The 18,828-nt window shown below is 67.7% G+C and carries 22 protein-coding genes; 8 read left to right on the forward strand and 14 right to left on the reverse strand.

The annotated features are described in order from the left end of the window. Window positions 1-30: 30 nt before the first annotated feature. The 10 genes from BM337_RS13725 to BM337_RS13770 all read right to left on the reverse strand — a co-directional run bounded on the left by BM337_RS13725 (window position 31) and on the right by BM337_RS13770 (window position 6,229). Window positions 31-660: a HemK2/MTQ2 family protein methyltransferase gene (locus BM337_RS13725; RefSeq protein ID WP_089817223.1), complete on the reverse strand. Its 630-nt coding sequence runs from the start codon at window positions 658-660 to the stop codon at window positions 31-33. A 13-nt stretch (window positions 661-673) separates the two neighbouring features. Beyond that, a complete protein-coding gene (locus tag BM337_RS13730) occupies window positions 674-1,582 on the reverse strand; it encodes a 16S ribosomal RNA methyltransferase A (RefSeq protein ID WP_089817224.1) in 909 nt (302 codons plus the stop codon). Then, complete coding sequence (locus BM337_RS13735; protein WP_089817225.1) at window positions 1,579-2,154, reverse strand: DUF655 domain-containing protein; 576 nt, start codon at window positions 2,152-2,154, stop codon at window positions 1,579-1,581. The genes BM337_RS13730 and BM337_RS13735 overlap by 4 nt, the downstream gene beginning before the upstream one ends. A 104-nt stretch (window positions 2,155-2,258) precedes the next feature. Further along, the gene (locus BM337_RS13740) at window positions 2,259-3,248 is read right to left on the reverse strand and encodes an mRNA 3'-end processing factor (protein WP_218155571.1); all 990 of its coding nucleotides are present in this window, start codon (window positions 3,246-3,248) and stop codon (window positions 2,259-2,261) included. A 162-nt stretch (window positions 3,249-3,410) separates the two neighbouring features. Further along, the gene (locus tag BM337_RS13745) at window positions 3,411-3,767 is read right to left on the reverse strand and encodes an RNA polymerase Rpb4 family protein (RefSeq protein ID WP_089817227.1); all 357 of its coding nucleotides are present in this window, start codon (window positions 3,765-3,767) and stop codon (window positions 3,411-3,413) included. A 3-nt stretch (window positions 3,768-3,770) separates the two neighbouring features. Next, entirely contained in the window at window positions 3,771-4,061 is a 291-nt protein-coding gene (locus tag BM337_RS13750) for a 50S ribosomal protein L21e (protein ID WP_089817228.1), read from the reverse strand. A 116-nt stretch (window positions 4,062-4,177) separates the two neighbouring features. Beyond that, a complete protein-coding gene (locus BM337_RS13755; protein ID WP_089817229.1) occupies window positions 4,178-4,444 on the reverse strand; it encodes an elongation factor 1-beta in 267 nt (88 codons plus the stop codon). A gap of 2 nt (window positions 4,445-4,446) precedes the next feature. Next, the gene (locus tag BM337_RS13760; RefSeq protein ID WP_089817230.1) at window positions 4,447-4,626 is read right to left on the reverse strand and encodes an HVO_2753 family zinc finger protein; all 180 of its coding nucleotides are present in this window, start codon (window positions 4,624-4,626) and stop codon (window positions 4,447-4,449) included. Window positions 4,627-4,712: 86 nt separating this feature from the next. Further along, window positions 4,713-5,315, reverse strand: coding sequence for a DUF2391 domain-containing protein (locus BM337_RS13765; protein WP_394327771.1), 603 nt, complete (start codon window positions 5,313-5,315; stop codon window positions 4,713-4,715). Beyond that, a complete protein-coding gene (locus BM337_RS13770) occupies window positions 5,312-6,229 on the reverse strand; it encodes a 3-hydroxyacyl-CoA dehydrogenase family protein (protein ID WP_089817231.1) in 918 nt (305 codons plus the stop codon). The genes BM337_RS13765 and BM337_RS13770 overlap by 4 nt, the downstream gene beginning before the upstream one ends. 124 nt (window positions 6,230-6,353) lie before the next feature. Between BM337_RS13770 and BM337_RS13775 the strand changes: the two genes are divergently transcribed. From BM337_RS13775 to BM337_RS13785, 3 genes are all read left to right on the forward strand, one after another. After that, the gene (locus BM337_RS13775; protein WP_089817232.1) at window positions 6,354-7,307 is read left to right on the forward strand and encodes a transcription initiation factor IIB; all 954 of its coding nucleotides are present in this window, start codon (window positions 6,354-6,356) and stop codon (window positions 7,305-7,307) included. Between the two features lie 125 nt (window positions 7,308-7,432). Then, entirely contained in the window at window positions 7,433-8,947 is a 1,515-nt protein-coding gene (locus BM337_RS13780) for a protein kinase domain-containing protein (protein ID WP_089817233.1), read from the forward strand. Further along, window positions 8,944-9,678 (forward strand): hypothetical protein, encoded by a 735-nt coding sequence (locus BM337_RS13785; RefSeq protein ID WP_089817234.1) that lies wholly within the window; start codon window positions 8,944-8,946, stop codon window positions 9,676-9,678. The genes BM337_RS13780 and BM337_RS13785 overlap by 4 nt, the downstream gene beginning before the upstream one ends. A gap of 9 nt (window positions 9,679-9,687) precedes the next feature. Here BM337_RS13785 and BM337_RS13790 read toward each other — a convergent pair whose 3' ends face one another. Beyond that, a complete protein-coding gene (locus BM337_RS13790; RefSeq protein ID WP_089817235.1) occupies window positions 9,688-10,347 on the reverse strand; it encodes a glycerophosphodiester phosphodiesterase in 660 nt (219 codons plus the stop codon). A gap of 96 nt (window positions 10,348-10,443) precedes the next feature. Here BM337_RS13790 and BM337_RS13795 point away from each other — a divergent pair, with 96 nt between their 5' ends. After that, a complete protein-coding gene (locus tag BM337_RS13795) occupies window positions 10,444-11,151 on the forward strand; it encodes an SDR family oxidoreductase (protein ID WP_089817236.1) in 708 nt (235 codons plus the stop codon). A gap of 229 nt (window positions 11,152-11,380) precedes the next feature. Here BM337_RS13795 and BM337_RS13800 read toward each other — a convergent pair whose 3' ends face one another. The 3 genes from BM337_RS13800 to BM337_RS13810 form a co-directional block, all read right to left on the reverse strand. Further along, window positions 11,381-12,283, reverse strand: a complete 903-nt coding sequence (locus tag BM337_RS13800; RefSeq protein WP_089817237.1) for a CPBP family intramembrane glutamic endopeptidase — start codon at window positions 12,281-12,283, stop codon at window positions 11,381-11,383. A gap of 66 nt (window positions 12,284-12,349) precedes the next feature. Then, the gene (locus BM337_RS13805) at window positions 12,350-12,796 is read right to left on the reverse strand and encodes an SHOCT domain-containing protein (RefSeq protein WP_089817238.1); all 447 of its coding nucleotides are present in this window, start codon (window positions 12,794-12,796) and stop codon (window positions 12,350-12,352) included. 70 nt (window positions 12,797-12,866) lie between these two features. Next, on the reverse strand, window positions 12,867-13,493 hold the full coding sequence (locus BM337_RS13810) for a uracil-DNA glycosylase family protein (RefSeq protein ID WP_089817239.1): 627 nt from the start codon (window positions 13,491-13,493) through the stop codon (window positions 12,867-12,869). A gap of 233 nt (window positions 13,494-13,726) precedes the next feature. Between BM337_RS13810 and BM337_RS13815 the strand changes: the two genes are divergently transcribed. From BM337_RS13815 to BM337_RS13830, 4 genes are all read left to right on the forward strand, one after another. Beyond that, the gene (locus BM337_RS13815; RefSeq protein WP_089817240.1) at window positions 13,727-15,277 is read left to right on the forward strand and encodes an acyl-CoA carboxylase subunit beta; all 1,551 of its coding nucleotides are present in this window, start codon (window positions 13,727-13,729) and stop codon (window positions 15,275-15,277) included. 1 nt (window position 15,278) lies between these two features. Next, window positions 15,279-15,581, forward strand: a complete 303-nt coding sequence (locus BM337_RS13820; RefSeq protein WP_089817241.1) for a DUF8022 family protein — start codon at window positions 15,279-15,281, stop codon at window positions 15,579-15,581. Window positions 15,582-15,814: 233 nt separating this feature from the next. After that, entirely contained in the window at window positions 15,815-17,656 is a 1,842-nt protein-coding gene (locus BM337_RS13825) for an acetyl/propionyl/methylcrotonyl-CoA carboxylase subunit alpha (RefSeq protein WP_089817242.1), read from the forward strand. 191 nt (window positions 17,657-17,847) lie between these two features. Continuing rightward, complete coding sequence (locus tag BM337_RS13830; protein WP_089817243.1) at window positions 17,848-18,828, forward strand: biotin--[acetyl-CoA-carboxylase] ligase; 981 nt, start codon at window positions 17,848-17,850, stop codon at window positions 18,826-18,828.

The raw sequence follows: 18,828 nt of genomic DNA on the forward strand, positions 1-18,828 counted from the left end.
GACACCGGTAAAGAATTACAACCACCACTATCACTCCCCGGCGAGCGAGAGCCGCAACACCAGCAACGTCTCGAAGGGATGGGACTCCCGGTCGACTTCTGTCGCCGTTAGCCCGTTCGCCGTCGCGCGTTCCCGGACGGCGTCCGGGTCGGTGAGTGAACTCACGAGGAGGTAGGCGGCGCCGTCGGGGGCCAGCACCCGGTCCAGGTCGTCGAGGAACGGGTCGATGGCGGCGCGGCCGTCCTCGCCACCGGAGAGCGCCCTCTCCATCCAGTCGCCCCACTCGTTGTCCGGGTCCGTCGGGAGGTACGGTGGGTTGAAGGTGACGACGTCGAACGCGCCGTCGCGGAACGGGCCGAGCAGGTCGGCCCGAACCACGGGGAGTCCCCGTTCGGCCGCCTGTTCGCAGGCGGCGGGGTTCAGGTCCGAGGCGACGACGGTGGCGCCCGCATCGGCGAGCGCGCTGGCGACGTAGCCCGACCCGGTCCCGACGTCGAGCGCGCGGTCGCCCGCGCTCACACGCTCGCGAGCGGCCGTGGCGAGCAAGTGCGAGTCCTCTGCGGGCTGGTAGACGTCGGGCGTCTCGCGGCGGTCGGCGAGTGACGGTCGGTCGCCGCCCTGTGGTCCCTCTCCGTCCGAATTCTCGTCTCCGTCGCTCATCGTGACAGCGCCATCAGTATCCGCCCGGCTCGCCGACTTCGTAGGCCAGCGACGCCAGGTCGGCGAAGGTCGCCGGCGGGAGTTCGCCGGCCCGTTTGCTCATCAGCTCCTCGTCGGCGGCCTCGACGACGGCGTCTGGATCCCCCAGCCCAGAGATGTGGGCAGTGTTCCGGACGGCGTTGCGCATCGTCTTCCGGCGCTGGGTGAAGACGGCCTTCAGGAACTCGAGGAAGAACGCGTCGTCGGGAACGTCGTAGTCGGGGTCCCGTGGCGTCGTCCGGACGACGGCGCTCTCGACCCGGGGCTTCGGGTCGAAGGCCTCCGCCGGCACTATCTCGACGACCTCCACGTCGGCGTAGTGCCCAGCGGTGACGGAGAGTCGACCGTAGTCGTCCGTCCCGGGGTCGGCGGCCATCCGCTCGGCGAACTCCTTCTGGAACATCAGGACGAGGGGCTTGCCCAGCGGTAACAGTCGGAAGGCGATTTCGCTCGACGCGCCGTAGGGGAGGTTCGAGACGGAGACGTCGAACTCGGGGAGCTCGACGTCCAGCGCGTCCCCCTCCAGGACGGTGAGGTCGCCGGCCTCGATAGCGTCGGCGAACTCCTCGCGGAGGAACTTCGCCAGCTTCCGGTCGCGCTCGACGACAGTGACCTCGTCCGCGGCCGCGAGCAGTCGGTCCGTTAACGCCCCCGTCCCGGCGCCGATCTCCAGGACGTGGCCGAGGTCCAGGGAGGCCGGATCTACGGGTTCGTCTCCGTCGTCGCTGTCCGGTACGGCGTAGCCGGGGAGCCGGTCGAGGACGCGGTCGTCGACGAGGAAGTGCTGGTCCTTGTTCGGGTCGCCCCGGACGCCGGCGCGTCGCCTCAGTCCGTCGGGGTCACGGAACTCGCGGTCGTCCGTGGTTCCGGTTCGGCCGGTCACTCGTCTTCCTCCTCGCGGCGGGCGAACGTCCGGTACTTCAGGTCGTCCTCGCGGAGTTCCTCGAGGATCCGCTCGACGAGTACCTCCGCGGGATCGTGGAGGCCGCTGACCCGCGATTCGATGTCGTCGAAGCTACCGAACGGCTTGCGCTTTCGCTCGTCGAGGATGGTGTTACGGAGCTTCTTCCCGATACCGGGCAGGAGATTCAGCTGGTGGAGCCGCAGGGTGATCGGCTGGGCGTCGTTGTAGAAGTCGACGAAGCGCTCTTCCTCCTCGTGGACGATGTCGTCGACGGCGTAGTCGAGTTCGGACTGGGCGCCGCCCGAGAGCTCCTCGTACTCGATCTCGTGGATCCGGTCGAACGCGTCGCTCTCGATGCCGAGCCGGTCGCCGATGTTGACGCCGGCGTCCTCGGCGACCACGGCCTCGTAGAGGCGAAAGTCCGCTATCCCCATGGCGTAGGCCAGCGGCTGTTTCTGGTACTGCGGACGGTCGTCGTCGGACTTCCCGTGGGGCAGGAAGTCCAGCAGGACCACCGTCTCGCCACTGTCGCCCCCCTCGGAATCGTTCATGGCGGATGGTATGTCTAGAACCCACTTAATGGCGAGGGTCCGGAGTGCGGAGGTTTCGGGGGGACGGTACCGTCCGGCGGGAGTAGCGCTCGCTTCGCCGGCAGTCAGAAATCGGCGAGCGTGTGCTGGTCGCGTTTCAGGGCTCGACTCTCGACGCCGAACGCCGCGGTGACGTGTCGCGCGAACTCGTCGGCGAAGCCGTGATGGGTGAAGACCCGTTCCGGGTCGACAGCTTCGACGAGTGCTTCCAGTTCGCCGAAGTCGCAGTGGTCCGAGAGGGGGAAGGCGACGTCGTACCCCCGCCGGTACCGGTAGGAACTGTCCACGGCCCAGCCCGAGAAGCCAGCGTCGACGGCCTCGGACTCGCCGACGAGGCCGTCGACGAACCCCCGGCGCTTCTCGTGGGGCGGCACCACGACGGCGTCGCCCGGGCGGAGGTCCACGTCCGCGTCGAGTCGGTCGACCCCGAACGAGACGTCGCGATGGGTCTCGATCACCCGGTTGACGTCGGCGACGGCGTCGGTGACGAACACTCGGTCCCGGCCGCCCTCGTTCGCCAGCACCTGGAGTTTCTGCGCTCGCCCGAGGGCGTACCCGTAGAGGAGGACGACCCTGTCCATCGTCTCCCGGAGCCAGTCTCGGATCTCGGCGAACACCTCCTCGGTGGGCGGCAGCCGGTACTCGGGAGTTCCGTACGTCGTCTCTACGATCAGGTCGTCCGCCGGGCGCGGGTCGAAGCCGTCGAGGAACAGTCGGTCGCGGGTGCAGACGTCGCCGGTGTAGCAGACCGTGCGGCCGCTCGCTGGGTCGGTGACGTAGGCGGCCCGCGACCCGGCGACGTGGCCGGCGGGCCGGAGGTCGACGTCGGGATGGCTCCCGGCTTCGAGCGGGTTCGCCAGGTTCCGGCGCTCGGTCGCGAGCGCCGCCGTGAGGGGAGAACAGACGAGCTCCCCGGGGTTCGCGCTGGTGGTGTGGTCGCCGTGGGCGTGACTCAGGACGGTGACGTCGCCCTCGTCGCTCCCGTCGAAGACGAACGTCTCGCCGTCGGCGAAATCGAGCGTGATGCCGCGCCCGAGCGACACGTCGAGGGACACGTCCGACGGCAGGCGACGGCCGGGCATAGGGGTTCCGGACGGCGGTCTCGGGATCGGTCGTGCACCGTCTCGTTCGGCGGGCCGGGAGCCAGAGCGGGCGACGAGTCGGGAGAATCGGCGACGGTAATCGGACGAACTCCGAGAACTAACGGACGAGACGCCTCAGGCGTACTGCTTGACGACGTTGAGAATCTCGTCGAGTTCGTCTCCGGACAGGGAGTACCGTTCCTGGGCGAAGACCGCCCGGAGTTCGTCGCGGTCCAGCGGTCGGAGGTTCGCGATCTTGTAGGCCGTCGCCTCGTCGACCTTCTCCAGTTCCCGGAGCTGGTCGACGAACTCGTCGGCCTCCTCGACGTCGAGTTCGGCGAAGCGGTTGACGTGCTCGATGGCGCGCGCGAGCTCGTAGCGCATCTCGCGCTCCTCGTCGACCGCGCGGTCGGCCTCGATGTCTTCGAGGATCTCCTTCGTCTCGGCGAGGGTCAGGTACTCCTCGTCGAGCTTCTTTTTGAAGATGGTCATCCCTTACTCCTGGTGTCGAAGGTGCGCAGCGGTGACGATGATCGTCTTCTCCTTGCCGCCGTCGTTGATCTGCACCTTGAAGGCGTCTCCCTGCTTGCCGACGACGGTACCGGTCTGGCCGTCGAAGCGCGGGTGGAATCGACCGTCCGACACGGAGGGGTCCGTCTTGAGGTGGACTTTCTCGTCGGTCTCGAACTCCTCGATGGCGCGCTGCGGCGGGCTGGTGCCCCGTTCGCGGGGGGTGTTCTTGAGCTTGTTCCGGGTTCCTTTCTTGGGTCCGTTCGAACTCGGCATTCGTGCGGTTCGCTTGTCCGCTCGCCCTAATAAAACGTCCGTTCCCGTTTTCTCGAACGCCGTGTCGCGTCTGTCGTCACTGCTCACGAACTGAACGAACCGAAAGAAGGGACGGCCTAGATGCGGCCGACGTTCTCGACGGAGACGGACTCGACGCCCTCGACCTCGGTGAAGGCCTCCTCGACGGCCTCGGTTCCGCCGGAGTCGTCGGGGACGATGACCGTCGGGAACAGCGCGACGAGGCCGAACGCGACGTCGTCGCGCTCGAAGCCGTTGATCTTCGCCCCCTCGGAGAGGGCGCCTTCGAGGCGCTCCTGGAGCGCGTCGAGGTCGACGTCGGGACTCTGGGGCATGACCTTGATCTTGGCTGCGACTTTCCCCATGATCAGGGCCCCCGGAACCCGCAGTCGGGACACTCGTAGAGGTTGCTCTGCTTCCGGCACTTGGCGCAGCGGTAGATCTGCTGGCCACAGTCCGGGCACTTGAACGCCGCCGCGTTCGTCCCGGCGATGTTGATGCCACAGGAGACGCACTTTTGCGCCCGCTTTTGCTGGCTCTCGCTCATACCACTCTCTATCGGACCGCCGCTTTTAACGGTTACCAAACCGCGTCGGAGTCGTGCGAGTCGTTGTCTAGGCTCGGCTCACCCGGTCAACTCCCGGGGAGGATGTCGCCGAGCGCGGCGCCGATGCTCATGGGCAAGAGCGCGATGAGACACGTGCTCAGGGCCACCGTCGGATCCGCCCAATCGACGCGTCCCCAGGCAGACAGCAGCAACACCGACGTAACGAGCGCCGTGCCGAGGACTCCGGCGAGCCGGTGAGGGATAACGCCGAGTATCCGACGCCGGACGCGCACGTCCTGGATGTCGGCGACGTAGAGGATGCCGACGACCAGGGCGACGGTGGCGCCGACCGTTCCCGCCAGGAGGACCGGACGCGTCGCGAGGAACTCGCCGGCCTCGTTGGTCCCGCCCTCGACGGCCATCGGGATGCCGAAGAGGAGCGCGCCGAGGACCGCTTCCGAGAGGTCGGCCCGGTCGAAGCCCCAGACGACGCGGCCGAACACGGCGTCGTCCTGGGCTTCGGTCGCGGTTCGCATCGCCTCGCGGACTCGCGCGCGCTCGTCGGGGTCGTCGACGAACTCTTCGAGTTCCTCAAGCTCGTCGAAGAGGTCGCCCATGTCCGGCGACTCCTCGTCCTCGGGCGCTGGCACGTCCCTGTCGGCGCTGCGTCCGGAACGTCGGGAACTCATCCGTCGTCCGAGCCCATCGGTCCCCCCGGCTCGGGCGGTGTTCCCGCGTCACTCTCCGGATCGGGACGGCCGCGCACGACGGGGTTCGGGTCGGCGGGGCCGACGCGTTCGCCGTTCTCCCACTCGTAGAACCCCTCGCCGGTCGTGACGCCGAGAGAGCCGTCGTTCACCTTCTCGCGGAGCAATCCGGGCGGGTCGAACCGCCCGCCGAGCCGGTTCGCCAGGTCCTCGAGGGCTTCGAGGACGTTCCCCAGCCCCATCTCGTCGGCCAGCGCGAGCGGACCGGCGGGATGGTCGCGGCCCAGTTCGAGCGCCCGGTCCACGTCGGGAACGCTGGCGACGCCCTCCTCGACCATGCGGACGGCTTCGACGATCAGCGCCAGATCCAGGCGCGTGCTCGCGAACCCCGGGACGTCGCGGACGACCAGCGGCGTGCCGTCGAGGCCCTCGACGAACTCGACCGCGCGCTCGCGGGCCGTCTCGGCGGTCTGGTCGGCGACGACGACCTCCACGAGCGACGACTCACCCGGGTCGACGAAGTGGAGGCCCACCGCGCGACCGGGTTTGCGGAGCCCGGCGGCCACGCCGGTCACCGACACCGCGTCGCCGCTGGTCGCGATCAGCGTCTCGTCGGCGACGGTCTCCTCGACGTCGGCGACGAGTTCCCGTCGCGTCCGCTCGTCACCCTCGGTCGCGTCCACCACCACGTCGGCGTCGCCGACCGCGGCGTCGAGGCCTGTCGTCCCGTCGATCGCCGCCAGCGCCTCGTCCCCGTGGCGTTGCTCGATAGCGTCGATGGCGTCCATGACGACGTTCGCGTCCCCGTCGTGGAGGCGGACGGCGTGGCCCGCGAGCGCGCACTGGCTCGCGATGGCTCGGCCGTCCCCAGTGGCGCCAAGTACGGCAACTTCCATGCGACGTACCCGGTCGCGTGACCGGATAAGCTTTTGCGACCCGGGCCGCCCGCCCCCGATTCGAGTGGTACCACGCACCAACCAAACATTTATATGTCTGAAATCGTTCTCCCTAAAAGAACACATGGAGCGGCCCACGCGCACGCGCGAGCAGGAGGGGACGCAGGAGCAGGAAACAGAGGAGTCCCAGCGTACCTGTCCGGAGTGTGATTCGACGGAGATCACCTCTGACGGGAGCGGGGAGCTCATTTGCGAGGACTGTGGCCTGGTCATCGAGGACGAGAACATCGACCGCGGGCCGGAGTGGCGCGCGTTCAACCACTCGGAACGGCAGAGCAAGTCCCGCGTCGGTGCACCGACGACGCAGACGATGCACGACAAAGGGCTGACGACGACGATCGACTGGAAGGACAAGGACGCCTACGGTCGGTCGATCTCCTCGAAGAAACGATCGCAGATGCACCGCCTGCGCAAGTGGCAGGAACGCATTCGAACCAAGGACGCGGGCGAGCGCAACCTCCAGTTCGCGCTCTCCGAGATCGACCGGATGGCCAGTGCGCTCGGCGTTCCGCGCTCTGTCCGCGAGGTCGCCTCGGTCATCTACCGACGGGCGCTCAACGAGGACCTCATTCGCGGACGTTCGATCGAGGGCGTCGCGACCTCGTGTCTCTACGCCGCCTGCCGCCAGGAAGGCATCCCGCGCTCGCTCGAGGAGGTCTCGGACGTCTCCCGCGTCGAGCAAAAGGAGATCGGCCGGACGTATCGATACGTCGCCCAGGAACTCAAGCTCAAGATGGAGCCGGTCGACCCCAAGCAGTACGTCCCCCGCTTCGCCAGCGAACTCGAACTCTCCGAGGAAGTCCAGTCCAAGGCCAACGAGATCATCGACGTCACCGCCGAGCAGGGGCTGCTGTCGGGCAAATCCCCGACCGGCTACGCCGCCGCGGCCATCTACGCCGCCTCGCTGCTCTGCAACGAGAAGAAGACCCAGCGCGAGGTCGCCGACGTCGCCCAGGTCACCGAAGTCACGATTCGGAACCGGTATCAGGAGCAGATCGAAGCGATGGGAATTCACTAGTCGGCCTGGTTGACTAGTTTCCTTTTTCAGCCGTTCTCACGCGACCAGCGACTGCAGTCGTTCTCGGGCGCGATACTCACCGCAACAGTCATGGCGGGGGCCAGTCGATACGCAGGAACGAATCGATGACCGAGGACGCCGCTCCCGGCCGCGACGAGCCAATCGCGTCGTTACTTGCGGTGTTCGACGACCCGGCTTCGGGCCGGCGTCGGCTCCCCGGGCTCGTCGGGAAACTCGACGCCGAGGACGAGTCGGTCCGGGTCGGCGCCGCGTGGGCCATCTGTCACGTCGCGGCTCACCTCCCGGACACGGCCGCCTACCTGACGCGTCGTCTCGCCGACCGAATCGACGACGAGGAGCCGTCTCTCGAGGCCGAACTGGCGTTCGACTACGTCGCGGCGCGGTACCCGGACGCCGTCGCCGAGGAACTTGCCGCGATGGAGACCGAAGCCGAGAGCCGACCGCGGTACTGGCCGGTCGAGGGGAGCCTGGCGAGGGCGAACTACCATCGGCCGGCCGTCGGCGAGCGAGACGTCGGGCGGACGCGGCTCGCGGGCGAGGGGAACTCGTCCGGGCCACAGCGCGTCTACACCCACGACGGGTCGTCCCACGACCGACTGCGACGGGGGACCGATGGTGCGACCGATGATGCGATGGACGAAGACGAGGCCGACGGCGGCGACAACGTGTCCAGCGATAGTCCAGACGCGAAGTCGGATAGTCCAGATGCGGGGTCGGCGTCTGCGAACGATAGCGACGGACAGACGGTCGACGACCCTGGCTGGCAGCCCGCGGACGAGATTCCGTCCATCGTCGCCGACAGCCGCTTCGACCAGCTAACGGTCCTCGCGAAACGTCGTCGGGGCCGGTACGCCGACGTCTACCGGACGCTGGGGGTCGTCGACGGCGAGCAGTTACCCGTCGGCCTGTCCCTCTATCACCGACCGTCGCAGGGAGTCGACGCGTTTGCGGCGGCCATCGACGAGCGACTCGCCCGGTGGGCCGGCGTCGACGACCACGACAACGTCGTCGCCGTCTACGACTGGGGCCGCGACCCGCGACCGTGGGCGGCCACGGAGTACATGGGTTTCAGTCTGGCCGACCGCGACCGACTGGACTGCTCCGAGGCGCTCTTCAACGCCCGCGGACTCGCGGCCGCCGTCACCCACCTCCACGAGAACGGCGTCGTCCACGGTGGCATCGACCCCGGGAACGTCGTCTACTCCGGCAACGTCATCGACGAGGACGAGGTCCAGCCGCCGCTGCTGGACGACGTCGGGCTGCTCCACGTCGTGCGAAACTACTTCGATCCGACCTCGCGGCTGGACCCGCGCTACGCCGCGCCGGAGTACTTCGACCGGGGCTTCGGGCGAATCGACCACGCCACCGACGTCTACCACCTCGGCGCACTGGTGTACCTGCTGTTCACCGGGGACCCGCCCTACGACGGTGAGTACGGACGAATCAGGGACCGCGTCCTGTCGGACCCACCGCCGCGGCCGAGCGACGTCGCCGACGTGCCCGAGGGACTCGACGACGTGGTGACGAAGGCCATGGCGCGCCAGAAACTGCAGCGCTACGAGGCGGTCACGCACATGGAACAGGAGTTACGCCGGATTGAGACGGAGGACGAGGCGTGATCGCTGCCGTCGAACTGGGGCTCGACCTGGTCGGTGGGAACCCGAACCTCACGTTCATCTTCTTCGTCGCGCTGGTCCTGCTCGGCGTGCTCGGCCTGCGATTCACGTTCTACGCGTACCGCAACGACCGCGCGGCGGAACTGGCCGGTCAGGACGCGCTGTGGCGCACGCTCGCGTTCGTCGGTGTCACGGCCGTCCTCTTCGCGCTGCTCGGCGTCGTCGACATCGTGAGTTCGCTCCAGACGCCGTATCGCCGCGGGGTCATGCTCGCCCACGTCCTGTTGCTCGCGCTCGTGCTCCAGTCGCTGTACCGCAATTCGGTGCCGACCGGGACACCGGGGTCGGGCGCAGTCGGTCCGGGCCGTCCATTCTGGCTCGCGGGCGCCCTCGTCGTCGTCACCGTCATCGTCGGGACTGCCTGGAACGCGGACCACCACGCCGTCGTCGCCCTGGAAGGCATCGCTGCACTCGCCTTCCTCGCGGTCGGTTTCGTCGTCGGACGGCGCGGGACGTCGGCCTCGCGCGTCCAGGGGACCGTCGTCGACACGCTCTTGCGACACTTGCTTCCAGTGTTGCTGTTCGCGTCGCTGATCCCCATCACCGGACTCGCCGTGGTCGCCGGCCTCGACCAGGTGATCGTCCTCCACATCCAGGTCGTGTTCGTCATCATGACCGCGACGGCGCTGATGACGGCGACTATCAAGCTCCGACAGAACCTGGCCGGTCTCTGAGCGACCGTCCTACTCCGCGCAGAACTCGCTGTGATCGGTGATGAACCCGTCGACGCCGGCGTTCCGTGCCGAGACGGCGCCGACGCTGTCCCGGATGGTCCAGGCGTTGACCGTCAGGTTGGCGTCGTGGGCCTGCGAGACGAACCGCTCGTCGCAGATGTCCCAGTGGGGGTGGATGGCGGTGCAGTTGAGATCGGCGGCTCGCGCGAGTCGTTCCTCCGGGTCGGCTTCGACGAGGAGCGCGCGCGGGTAGTCGGCGAGCACGGTCACTTCCGCCAGCACGCCGGCGTCGAACGAGGAGACCAGCACGCCGCCGTCGTGGGCACCGAGGACGTCGACGGCGTCGGTCGCGAGGCCGTTCTCCTTGAGATCGACGTTGATCCCGACAGACGGCGGGAGCACCTCCAGCACCTCGGCGAGTGTCGGAATTCCTTCACCGCTGCCGAGGACGTTCAGCTGGGCCAGTTCGGCCTGTGATAGCTCCGCGACCTCGCCGCTGGCGTCGGTCACCCGGTCGACTCTCTCGTCGTGGACGACGACGAGTTCGCCGGAGCCACAGCGGCGGACGTCGACCTCCACCCAGTCGGCGATTTCGGCGGCGCTCGCGACCGCTCCCACGGTATTCTCGGCGAACTCCCCCGCGAACCCGCGGTGGGCGAGACAGCGCATGGTCGTCCGTCGCCGGGGCGGGTAAAGTGCTTTCCCGTCCCCGGCGGCCTGACAGTCCGACGAAACTTTATCCCGGTTCCGGCCGTCGACCCCGGCATGAGTGTCGACTTCGATTTCGGCGACGACGTCGTACTGATCACGGGCGTCGGTGGGGCGCTGGGCAGTGCTGTCGCGCGGGCGTTCGACGACGCGGGCGCCACCGTCTGCGGCGCCGACGTCGTCGCTCCGGAGAGCGAGGACTTCGCACTCGACCCCGACCGGGTCGACTTCTACCAGGCCGACTTCACGGAGGAGTCGGAGGTCAAGCGCGTCGTCGACGACGTCGTCGCGGACCACGGCGGCCTGGACGCGCTGTGTAACATCGCCGGGACCTGGCGCGGCGGCGACCCGATTCACGAGACGGACGTCGACACGTTCGACTTCCTCTTCGACGTCAACCTCAAGACGACGTTCATCGCCTCGAAACACGCACTTCCCCACCTGCGGGAGAGCGACGGGGCGATCCTGTCGGTCTCGGCCCGGTCGTCGCTCGAAGGCGGCGAGGGGGACGGTATCTATCGCGCGACGAAGGCCGGCGTTCGCCTGCTCACCGAGAGCATCGCCGAGGAGAACCTGGGGACGGTGCGGGCCAACGCCGTCATGCCGAGCGTCATCGACACGCCGATGAACCGCGAGATGATGCCCGACGCCGACCACTCCGAGTGGGTCGACCCGGCCGACATCGCCGAGGTGATTATGTTCCTCTGTTCGGACGCCGCGACGGTGACGAGTGGGGCTGCGGTGCCGGTGTACGGGGAGGCATAAACCGTCCAGTGAGCGCCACGGCGCGAACAACGGTTTATGCCGAGTGAGGCGTGACAGTCCCAACGAGCGCGACGGCGCGAGTAGAGTGTCACGCCGAGTGGGGCATGACAATCCCAACGAGTGCGACGGCGCGAACAACGGTTTCCGCCGAGTGAGGCGTAGCCTGCTGGTTCCCGGTCGACCCCGAGGTCCGTCGGTTCCCGCGCCGGTACGTCCTGACGGACAGCCGCTATCTCGCGACGGTGGCCGTGGCGTCTTCTCGCCCCGTCCACACTGGCAAGGTCTCGGTGCCGGAGCCCCATCTTCTGTAGACGACGACCATCGTGACCAGGACGACCAGAAACGCGAGCGAATTGACAGTCGTCGCCCACGCCGGCCACCCACCGGTGTCGAAGAAGAGAATTCCCGGCGTTCCCGGCATGTTCCCCGCGGCGTGGAAGAGGACCGGAACGTAGAGGTTCTGGGTCACCTCGTAAAGGGTCCCGTAGATAATCCCGCTCAGGGTGAGCGAGACGAGGTAGGCCAGCGGCGTCATGCTCCCCGGTGACCCGTCCGTGAGTATTCGCGGTACGTGCGCCAGCGCGAAGAGAACTCCCGTAAGACCGATTCCGAGCGCGATTCGCTTCCGTGTCCTGTCCGTGAGGAGGCCGACGACCTTGGTCTGGAGATAGCCGCGGTAGGTGAGTTCCTCGACGAACGCGACGGCGACGAGCTGGAACAGGAACGCCACGACCGCCTCTCCCGGTGGGACTGTCCAGTGGTACCCGACCGACGCGAGGTTCTCCGTCGCGAATGCGAGTCCGATACCGAGGGCGTTGATAGCGACGTAGGATCCGGCGACGGCGACGGTCGCTGGCATCAGGAGCCGTGGTGAGAGACCGATCTCGCCGAATGCTACCCCTTCGGATCGAAGCACCCACCAGACGAATCCGACGAACAGCATGGACTGCCCGGTCGTGATGGCGTTGGACTCGACGACTGGAATTGCGGGACCGATGGACCAGACGTTCGCGATCAGGGTACCTGCTGCCACGTCTAGAGCAGCAACGACGAGGAAGAACGCGAGCCACGTCACCCCGCCCTCGAAGGTGATTCGCCGGGACGTCCCCTCACCGCTCGATAGTTGAACCATGCCGGTAATGTCAACGAGAGTGGTAAAAACCACCCGGTCGGTCTTTCTGGAACGAGGGCCGTGGTCTCAGGCCCGGTCCAGTTCTAGATCACGGACGTCGCTCTCCTCGACCCGGGTGTCGGTCTCGACCAGTCGTTCCACGCGCTCCTCGAACTCCTCCGTGGACAGTTCTCCCCGGGCGTATCGGTGCTGGAGGTCGGCGACAGGATCCGCATCGCCGTCGGCGGACGCCTGCCCGTACCCGATCTCGCGGGCCGATTCCCGCGGGTGCTCGGGTGCCGCTTCAGCCCGACCGACGACCGCATCCGCTTCCCAGTAGGCGAGCGTCGTGAAGGCGAGGCCGACGGTCAGCGCCAGGAGGAACGACGCTGACTCCGTGAACTGGAACTGGACGGCGAACAGGTGCGCGAGGACCACGAACAGTGCGGTGAAGCCGATGGACCCGAAGACGGCCGACGCGACGGCGCGGCCGCGCGGTGAGCTCGGACCGTATCGCTCGACGATACGTCGCATAGTCGACGTGTCCTCGGTAGTCCGTCAAAATTCTATCGGTGCGCGAGGTGAGTCGGCTCGCGGCCCGAGGCTACCTGACGAGGTACGACTCGCCAGTGGGCCCGAACCGGCCGAGGTCGGCCTCGCGCCGGTAGTCCGTCTCCTGGAGGGCCACCAGCGCGTCGACCAGTGCCGTCTCGTCCTCGTCGGTCCACATCATCGGTTCCTTGATCGGGTACACGAGCCACCCCGAGCCCATCACCTCCGTGGCGTGCAGGTCGTCCATGTCGACGTCGTCCGATGACCTGGCCGTCGCGACGGAAAAGACGTGACGCGTCGCCCGCTCGCCGACGGGGAGGATGACGTGGGCGGTGATGGCGCGGAACTCCGAGTCGAACAGTGGTTCGAGGTCGTCGTAGGAGGCCTGCGAGGGCGTTCCGTCGGCTCCGCACATGTGGAGGTAGGAGAGGTAGGTCTTGTCGACCTCGGGGGGCGTCCCCGCGGCGTCGAGGAGGCCGGCGTCGACGAGCGCTCGCTGGAGTCGCTCCCCGCTCTCCGATTCGGTGAACGGGATGCCGGAGTCGACGCCGCCGTGGACGCCCGGGTGGTCGCCGACGACGTGGAAGTGGGCGTTGGCGTCGCCGTATCCGGGGACGAACGGGTCACAGCCGGGGTCGAAGCCGAAGGGGTTCGAGAGGGACTCCGCGACGTTCTTCACGCACGGACTGAGGCGACTGGGCGTCAAAACTCCGACGGTCTGATGCTGGTCCACGCACCGGAGGCACTCGGCGACGACTGCGGCAGTATTGCGGGAATCACTAGGTCAATATAGGTGGTGACGGAGGGGGTGGAACCGTATTTTACATTTTTGATCGTTCGGTTTCCGACAACGCTTTTCTCGCCCCCACCCCTGGCCTGGTACATGGACGAGCGCAGGAGGGCTGGTGTGTCGTGACTCACGAAGACCGCGTCGACGACCTCCGCGAACGCAAGGCGGCAGCGGAGCGGGGTGGCGGCGAGGAACGCATCGAGGCCCAGCACGAGAAGGGCAAACTGACCGCGCGCGAACGCATCGACTACTTTCTCGACGACGACAGCTTCGTCGAGTTCGACCAGTTGCGGGAACACCGGAGCACCAACTTCGACATGGCGGAGAAGAAGGTTCCCGGGGACGGCGTCGTCACGGGTTACGGCGAAGTAGACGGTCGGAAGGTGTTCGTGTTCGCCCACGACTTCACCGTCTTCGGCGGGTCGCTGGGCGAGGTGTTCGCCCAGAAGGTGTGCAAGGTGATGGACAAGGCAATCGAGACCGGTTCGCCCATCATCGGCCTCAACGACTCGGCCGGTGCTCGCATCCAGGAGGGGATCGACTCGCTGGCGGGGTACGCCGACATCTTCCACCGGAACCAGCAGGCCAGCGGCGTCGTCCCCCAGATTTCGGCTATCATGGGGCCCTGCGCCGGCGGCGCGGTGTACTCCCCGGCCATCACCGACTTCGTCTACATGGTCGACGAGACGAGCCACATGTTCATCACCGGGCCGGACGTCATCGAGACGGTCACCGGCGAGGAAGTCGGTTTCGACGAACTCGGCGGCGCCCAGACCCACGCGAGCGAGTCGGGCGTCGCCCACTTCACCGCCGACGACGAGAAGGCGGCGATGGACGACATCCGCTATCTGCTCTCCTATCTCCCGCAGAACAACGTCCAGGACCCCCCGCGCGTCGAGCCCTGGGACGACCCCGACCGGGCCGACGAGGAACTGATCGACGTCGTCCCCGACGAACCGCAGAAACCCTACGACGTCGTCCGGGTCGTCGAGGGGGTGATGGACGAGGGTTCCTTCTTCGAGGTGGCCGACTCCTTCGCCCGGAACATCGTCACCGGCTTCGCCCGACTGGACGGTCACAGCGTCGGCGTCGTCGGCAACCAGCCCCGGGTCAACGCCGGGACGCTCGACATCGACTCGTCGATGAAGGGGGCCCGGTTCGTCCGGTTCTGCGACGCGTTCAACATCCCCATCGTCACCTTCGTCGACGTGCCCGGGTTCATGCCCGGCAAGGACCAGGAGACGGGCGGCATCATCAAACACGGGGCGAAACTGCTGTACGCCTACTCCGAGGCGACGGTGCCGCTGTTGACGGTCATCACCAGGAAGGCCTACGGCGGGGCCTACGACGTCATGGCCTCCAAACACGTCGGCGCGGACGTCAACTACGCCTGGCCGTCGGCCGAAATCGCGGTGATGGGACCTCAGGGTGCGGTCAACGTCCTCTACGACGACGAGCTCGACGCGGCGGAGAACGTCGAACAGCGCCGCGCGGAGCTCATCGAGGAGTACCGCGACGCCTTCGCCAACCCCTATACGGCGGCCGAGCGCGGGTTCGTCGACGACGTGCTCGAACCGCGGGAGACCCGCTCGCGTCTGATCGGCGACCTGGAGACGCTCCGGGGCAAACGAACGGACCGTCCGGACCGGAAACACGGAAACATCCCGCTCTAACATGGCGACAGACAGTGCAGGCGCCGTCGAACCGGCGCTCGTCGACGTAGTCACGCGGGCAGTGCCGTCGGCGAGTCCCGACGAGGCGGCCGCCATCGCCGTCGCGATCGGTGCCCACGTGCGAGACAGCGAGCGAGCGGCCGCGGCGGCCGCCACCTCGTCGGCCAACGAGGAGCCGGACTGGGAGGGTCGCGAGTGGACCTTCGCCGGCCGCATCGAGGCGACCCAGCAGCGAACGATCCGGATTCGAGACGACGCACCGGGCGACGAATGGACGGCAGCAGGGCGGACGGACCGAATGTAGATCCAATCGACTATGACCGAGGACACAACGTCAGGCGAAGGCACCGGTTCTGGACCACGGAGCGGCCGTTTCGACGACGCCGCTCCGCATAGTTTTAAGGTCGGACTACCGGTACAGAGTGGTATGTTTGACAAATCCCGGACTGGCAGTGCGGATTTGTACGGAGGGCGCCGGCGCGGCCACGCAGTCGCGCTCGCCCGTCCACGGGCGACGGGGACAGGGGTGTCGGTCTGATGTTCGACAAAGTGCTCGTGGCCAACCGGGGCGAGATCGCGGTTCGCGTGATGCGGGCCTGCGAGGAACTCGGGGTCGGCACGGTCGCCGTCTACTCCGAGGCGGACAAGCACTCGGGGCACGTGCGCTACGCCGACGAGGCGTACAACGTCGGCCCCGCCCGGGCGGCCGACTCCTACACCGACCAGGAGGCGATCGTCGAGGCGGCACAGAAGGCCGAGGCAGACGCTATCCACCCCGGATACGGCTTCCTGGCCGAGAACGCCGAGTTCGCCGCTCGCGTCGAGGAGACCGAGGGGATCACCTGGATCGGCCCCTCCAGCGAGGCCATGGAGTCCCTCGGAGAGAAGACCAAGGCCCGGACGATCATGCGGGAGGCCGACGTCCCCATCGTTCCGGGGACGACAGAACCCGTGGAGGATGTCGAGCAGATCAAGGAGTTCGGCGAGGAACACGGCTACCCCCTCTTGATCAAGGCCGAGGGCGGTGGCGGCGGCATGGGCCAGGAAGTAGTCGCCGGGCCCGAGGCGGCCGAGGAGAGCCTCGAGACCGCCCAGCGAGAGGGGGAGGCGTACTTCTCGAACGCCTCGGTGTACCTCGAACGGTTCCTCGACAATCCCCGTCACATCGAAGTGCAGATCCTCGCTGACAGGCAGGGCAACGTCAGGCACCTCGGCGAACGGGACTGCTCGCTCCAGCGCCGCCAGCAGAAGGTCATCGAGGAGGGTCCCAGCCCCGCCATCACCGACGAACTCAGGGAGAAGATCGGCGAAGCCGCCCGACGTGGTGCCGACGCCGGCGACTACTACAACGCCGGGACGTTCGAGTTCCTCGTCGAGGACGAGGACCGGAACGAGGAGGGCCTGCTCGACGCCGACTCGGACTTCTACTTCCTCGAGGTCAACACGCGCATTCAGGTCGAACACACCGTCACGGAGGAACTGACGGACATCGACATCGTGAAGTGGCAGATCAGGGTCGCCGCCGGCCAGGAGCTCACCTTCGCCCAGGACGACGTCGAACTCGAGGGCCACGCGATGGAGTTCCGCATCAACGCGGAGAACGCCGCCGACGACTTCGCGCCCGCGACGGGCGGCGAGTTCGACGTGTACGACCCGCCGGGCGGCATCGGCGTCCGCGTCGACGACGCCGCCCGACAGGGCGACGAACTGGTGACCGACTACGACTCGATGATCGCGAAGCTCATCACCTACGGGTCGGACCGCGGCGAGTGCATCGCCCGCGGGAAGCGGGCTCTCCCTGACTACGACATCCGGGGATTCCCCACCATCATCCCCTTCCACCGGCTGATGCTCACCGACGAGGAATTCCTCGCCGGCAGGCACACGACGAAGTACCTCGACGAGAACCTCGACCCCGAACGCATCGACGAGGCCCAGGAGCGCTGGGGGACCGAACCCGCCCCCTCTGACGGCGACGACGAGGAAGAGGTCGTCGAGCGCGAGTTCACCGTCGAGGTCAACGGCAAGCGCTTCCAGGTCGAACTCGAAGAGCGCGGCGCGCCCGCCATCCCCGTCGGCGATATCGACCAGTCCGGCGGCGCCCAGCGGCCCGACCGCCCCGGCGGCGGTGGCGACTCCGGCGGTGGCGGCGGGTCGAGCGCGGCCGGCGACGAAGTTGCCGCGGAGATGCAGGGCACCATCCTCGAAGTGAACGTCGCCGAGGGCGACGAGGTCGAATCCGGTGACGTCCTCTGCGTGCTGGAGGCGATGAAGATGGAGAACGACATCGTCGCCGAGCGCGGCGGCACCGTCACCGAAGTCGCCGTCGGCGAGGGCGACTCCGTCGACATGGGCGACCGCCTCGTCGTGATAGAGTAAATTTTACTTCGTCGGGTGCGCGCGGAGCGCACCGCACCTCGCAAAAATTAGTACAAGACTTCCTTCTCCCTCGGCTTCGCCTCGCGAGTAGTGAAACCGCGACGCTACGCGCCGCGGTATGCTAGTTCTTCAGCAGCACTTCTCGATCCGCCTTGGATGCGTTTTTGGTCGTCGCGCGAACACCGGTTGGTATGCAAGAAACGCGGCGACGCGTCCTCGAGGCCCTCGCCGACGGGCCCGTCACCGGGCCCGAACTGGCCGACTCTCTGGACGTCTCCCGGGCTGCGGTGTGGAAACACGTCGAGGCGCTCCGCGAGGTCGGATTCACGATCGCGAGCGACGACGACGGCTACGTCCTCGACGGCGTCCCCGAGTTCGGCGCCGAGGCCGTGGAGTTCGGCCTCGACGCGCCGTTCGAGGTCGAGTACCACGACAGCATCGACAGCACGAACCGGCGAGCCAGGGAACTGGCGCAGGACGACGCCGGTGACGTGGTCGTCCTCGCCGACGAGCAGACCGGCGGGAAGGGCCGACTGGATCGGGCGTGGTCGTCGCCGAGCGGCGGCATCTGGCTCAGCCTGGTCCTCCGGCCGGAGGTTCCGGCCGCCCACGTTCCCGCCTTCACGCTCGCCACCGCCGTCGCGGTCACGCGCGCCGCTCGCGAGGCGGGCGTCGACGCGCGGATCAAGTGGCCCAACGACGTCGTCGTGGGGGACGGGGTCGGCCCGGAGGGGCGACCGAACGGAGACGGCGAAGCCGTCGACGAGGAACTGAAACTCGCGGGAATTCTCACCGAAACGCAGGGCGAGGCCGACCGGGTCTCGTGGGTGGTCGTCGGCGTCGGAATCAACGCCAACGTCGACGTGGCAGACCTCCCGGCGGAGCGGGGCGTCACGAGCCTCAGGCAGGAGGTCGGCGACGTCGACCGCCGGGTGTTCACCCAGCGGGTGCTCGAAGCGCTCGACGAGTTGCGAGACGACCTCCCCGGTGCAGTTGAGGAGTGGACCGAGTACGCGTCGACGCTGGGCAAGCGCGTCCGCGTGGAGACGCCGGGTGGGACCGTCGAGGGCGAGGCTGTCGACGTCGAGTTCCCCGGCGCGCTGGTTATCGACACCGGCGACGAACGGGTCACCGTCACCGCCGGCGACTGCGAACATCTGCGGCCGGTGTGA

This window comes from Halomicrobium zhouii (genome assembly GCF_900114435.1).
Lineage (GTDB): Archaea > Halobacteriota > Halobacteria > Halobacteriales > Haloarculaceae > Halomicrobium > Halomicrobium zhouii.

Coding starts and splice junctions, on each gene's coding strand:
- BM337_RS13725 (WP_089817223.1), bottom strand. CDS start 660: ATGAGCGACGGAGACGAGAATTCGGACGGAGAGGGACCACAGGGCGGC.
- BM337_RS13735 (WP_089817225.1), bottom strand. CDS start 2,154: ATGAACGATTCCGAGGGGGGCGACAGTGGCGAGACGGTGGTCCTGCTG.
- BM337_RS13745 (WP_089817227.1), bottom strand. CDS start 3,767: ATGACCATCTTCAAAAAGAAGCTCGACGAGGAGTACCTGACCCTCGCC.
- BM337_RS13750 (WP_089817228.1), bottom strand. CDS start 4,061: ATGCCGAGTTCGAACGGACCCAAGAAAGGAACCCGGAACAAGCTCAAG.
- BM337_RS13755 (WP_089817229.1), bottom strand. CDS start 4,444: ATGGGGAAAGTCGCAGCCAAGATCAAGGTCATGCCCCAGAGTCCCGAC.
- BM337_RS13760 (WP_089817230.1), bottom strand. CDS start 4,626: ATGAGCGAGAGCCAGCAAAAGCGGGCGCAAAAGTGCGTCTCCTGTGGC.
- BM337_RS13765 (WP_394327771.1), bottom strand. CDS start 5,315: ATGAGTTCCCGACGTTCCGGACGCAGCGCCGACAGGGACGTGCCAGCG.
- BM337_RS13770 (WP_089817231.1), bottom strand. CDS start 6,229: ATGGAAGTTGCCGTACTTGGCGCCACTGGGGACGGCCGAGCCATCGCG.
- BM337_RS13775 (WP_089817232.1), top strand. CDS start 6,354: ATGGAGCGGCCCACGCGCACGCGCGAGCAGGAGGGGACGCAGGAGCAG.
- BM337_RS13780 (WP_089817233.1), top strand. CDS start 7,433: ATGACCGAGGACGCCGCTCCCGGCCGCGACGAGCCAATCGCGTCGTTA.
- BM337_RS13790 (WP_089817235.1), bottom strand. CDS start 10,347: ATGCGCTGTCTCGCCCACCGCGGGTTCGCGGGGGAGTTCGCCGAGAAT.
- BM337_RS13795 (WP_089817236.1), top strand. CDS start 10,444: ATGAGTGTCGACTTCGATTTCGGCGACGACGTCGTACTGATCACGGGC.
- BM337_RS13800 (WP_089817237.1), bottom strand. CDS start 12,283: ATGGTTCAACTATCGAGCGGTGAGGGGACGTCCCGGCGAATCACCTTC.
- BM337_RS13805 (WP_089817238.1), bottom strand. CDS start 12,796: ATGCGACGTATCGTCGAGCGATACGGTCCGAGCTCACCGCGCGGCCGC.
- BM337_RS13820 (WP_089817241.1), top strand. CDS start 15,279: ATGGCGACAGACAGTGCAGGCGCCGTCGAACCGGCGCTCGTCGACGTA.
- BM337_RS13825 (WP_089817242.1), top strand. CDS start 15,815: ATGTTCGACAAAGTGCTCGTGGCCAACCGGGGCGAGATCGCGGTTCGC.
- BM337_RS13830 (WP_089817243.1), top strand. CDS start 17,848: ATGCAAGAAACGCGGCGACGCGTCCTCGAGGCCCTCGCCGACGGGCCC.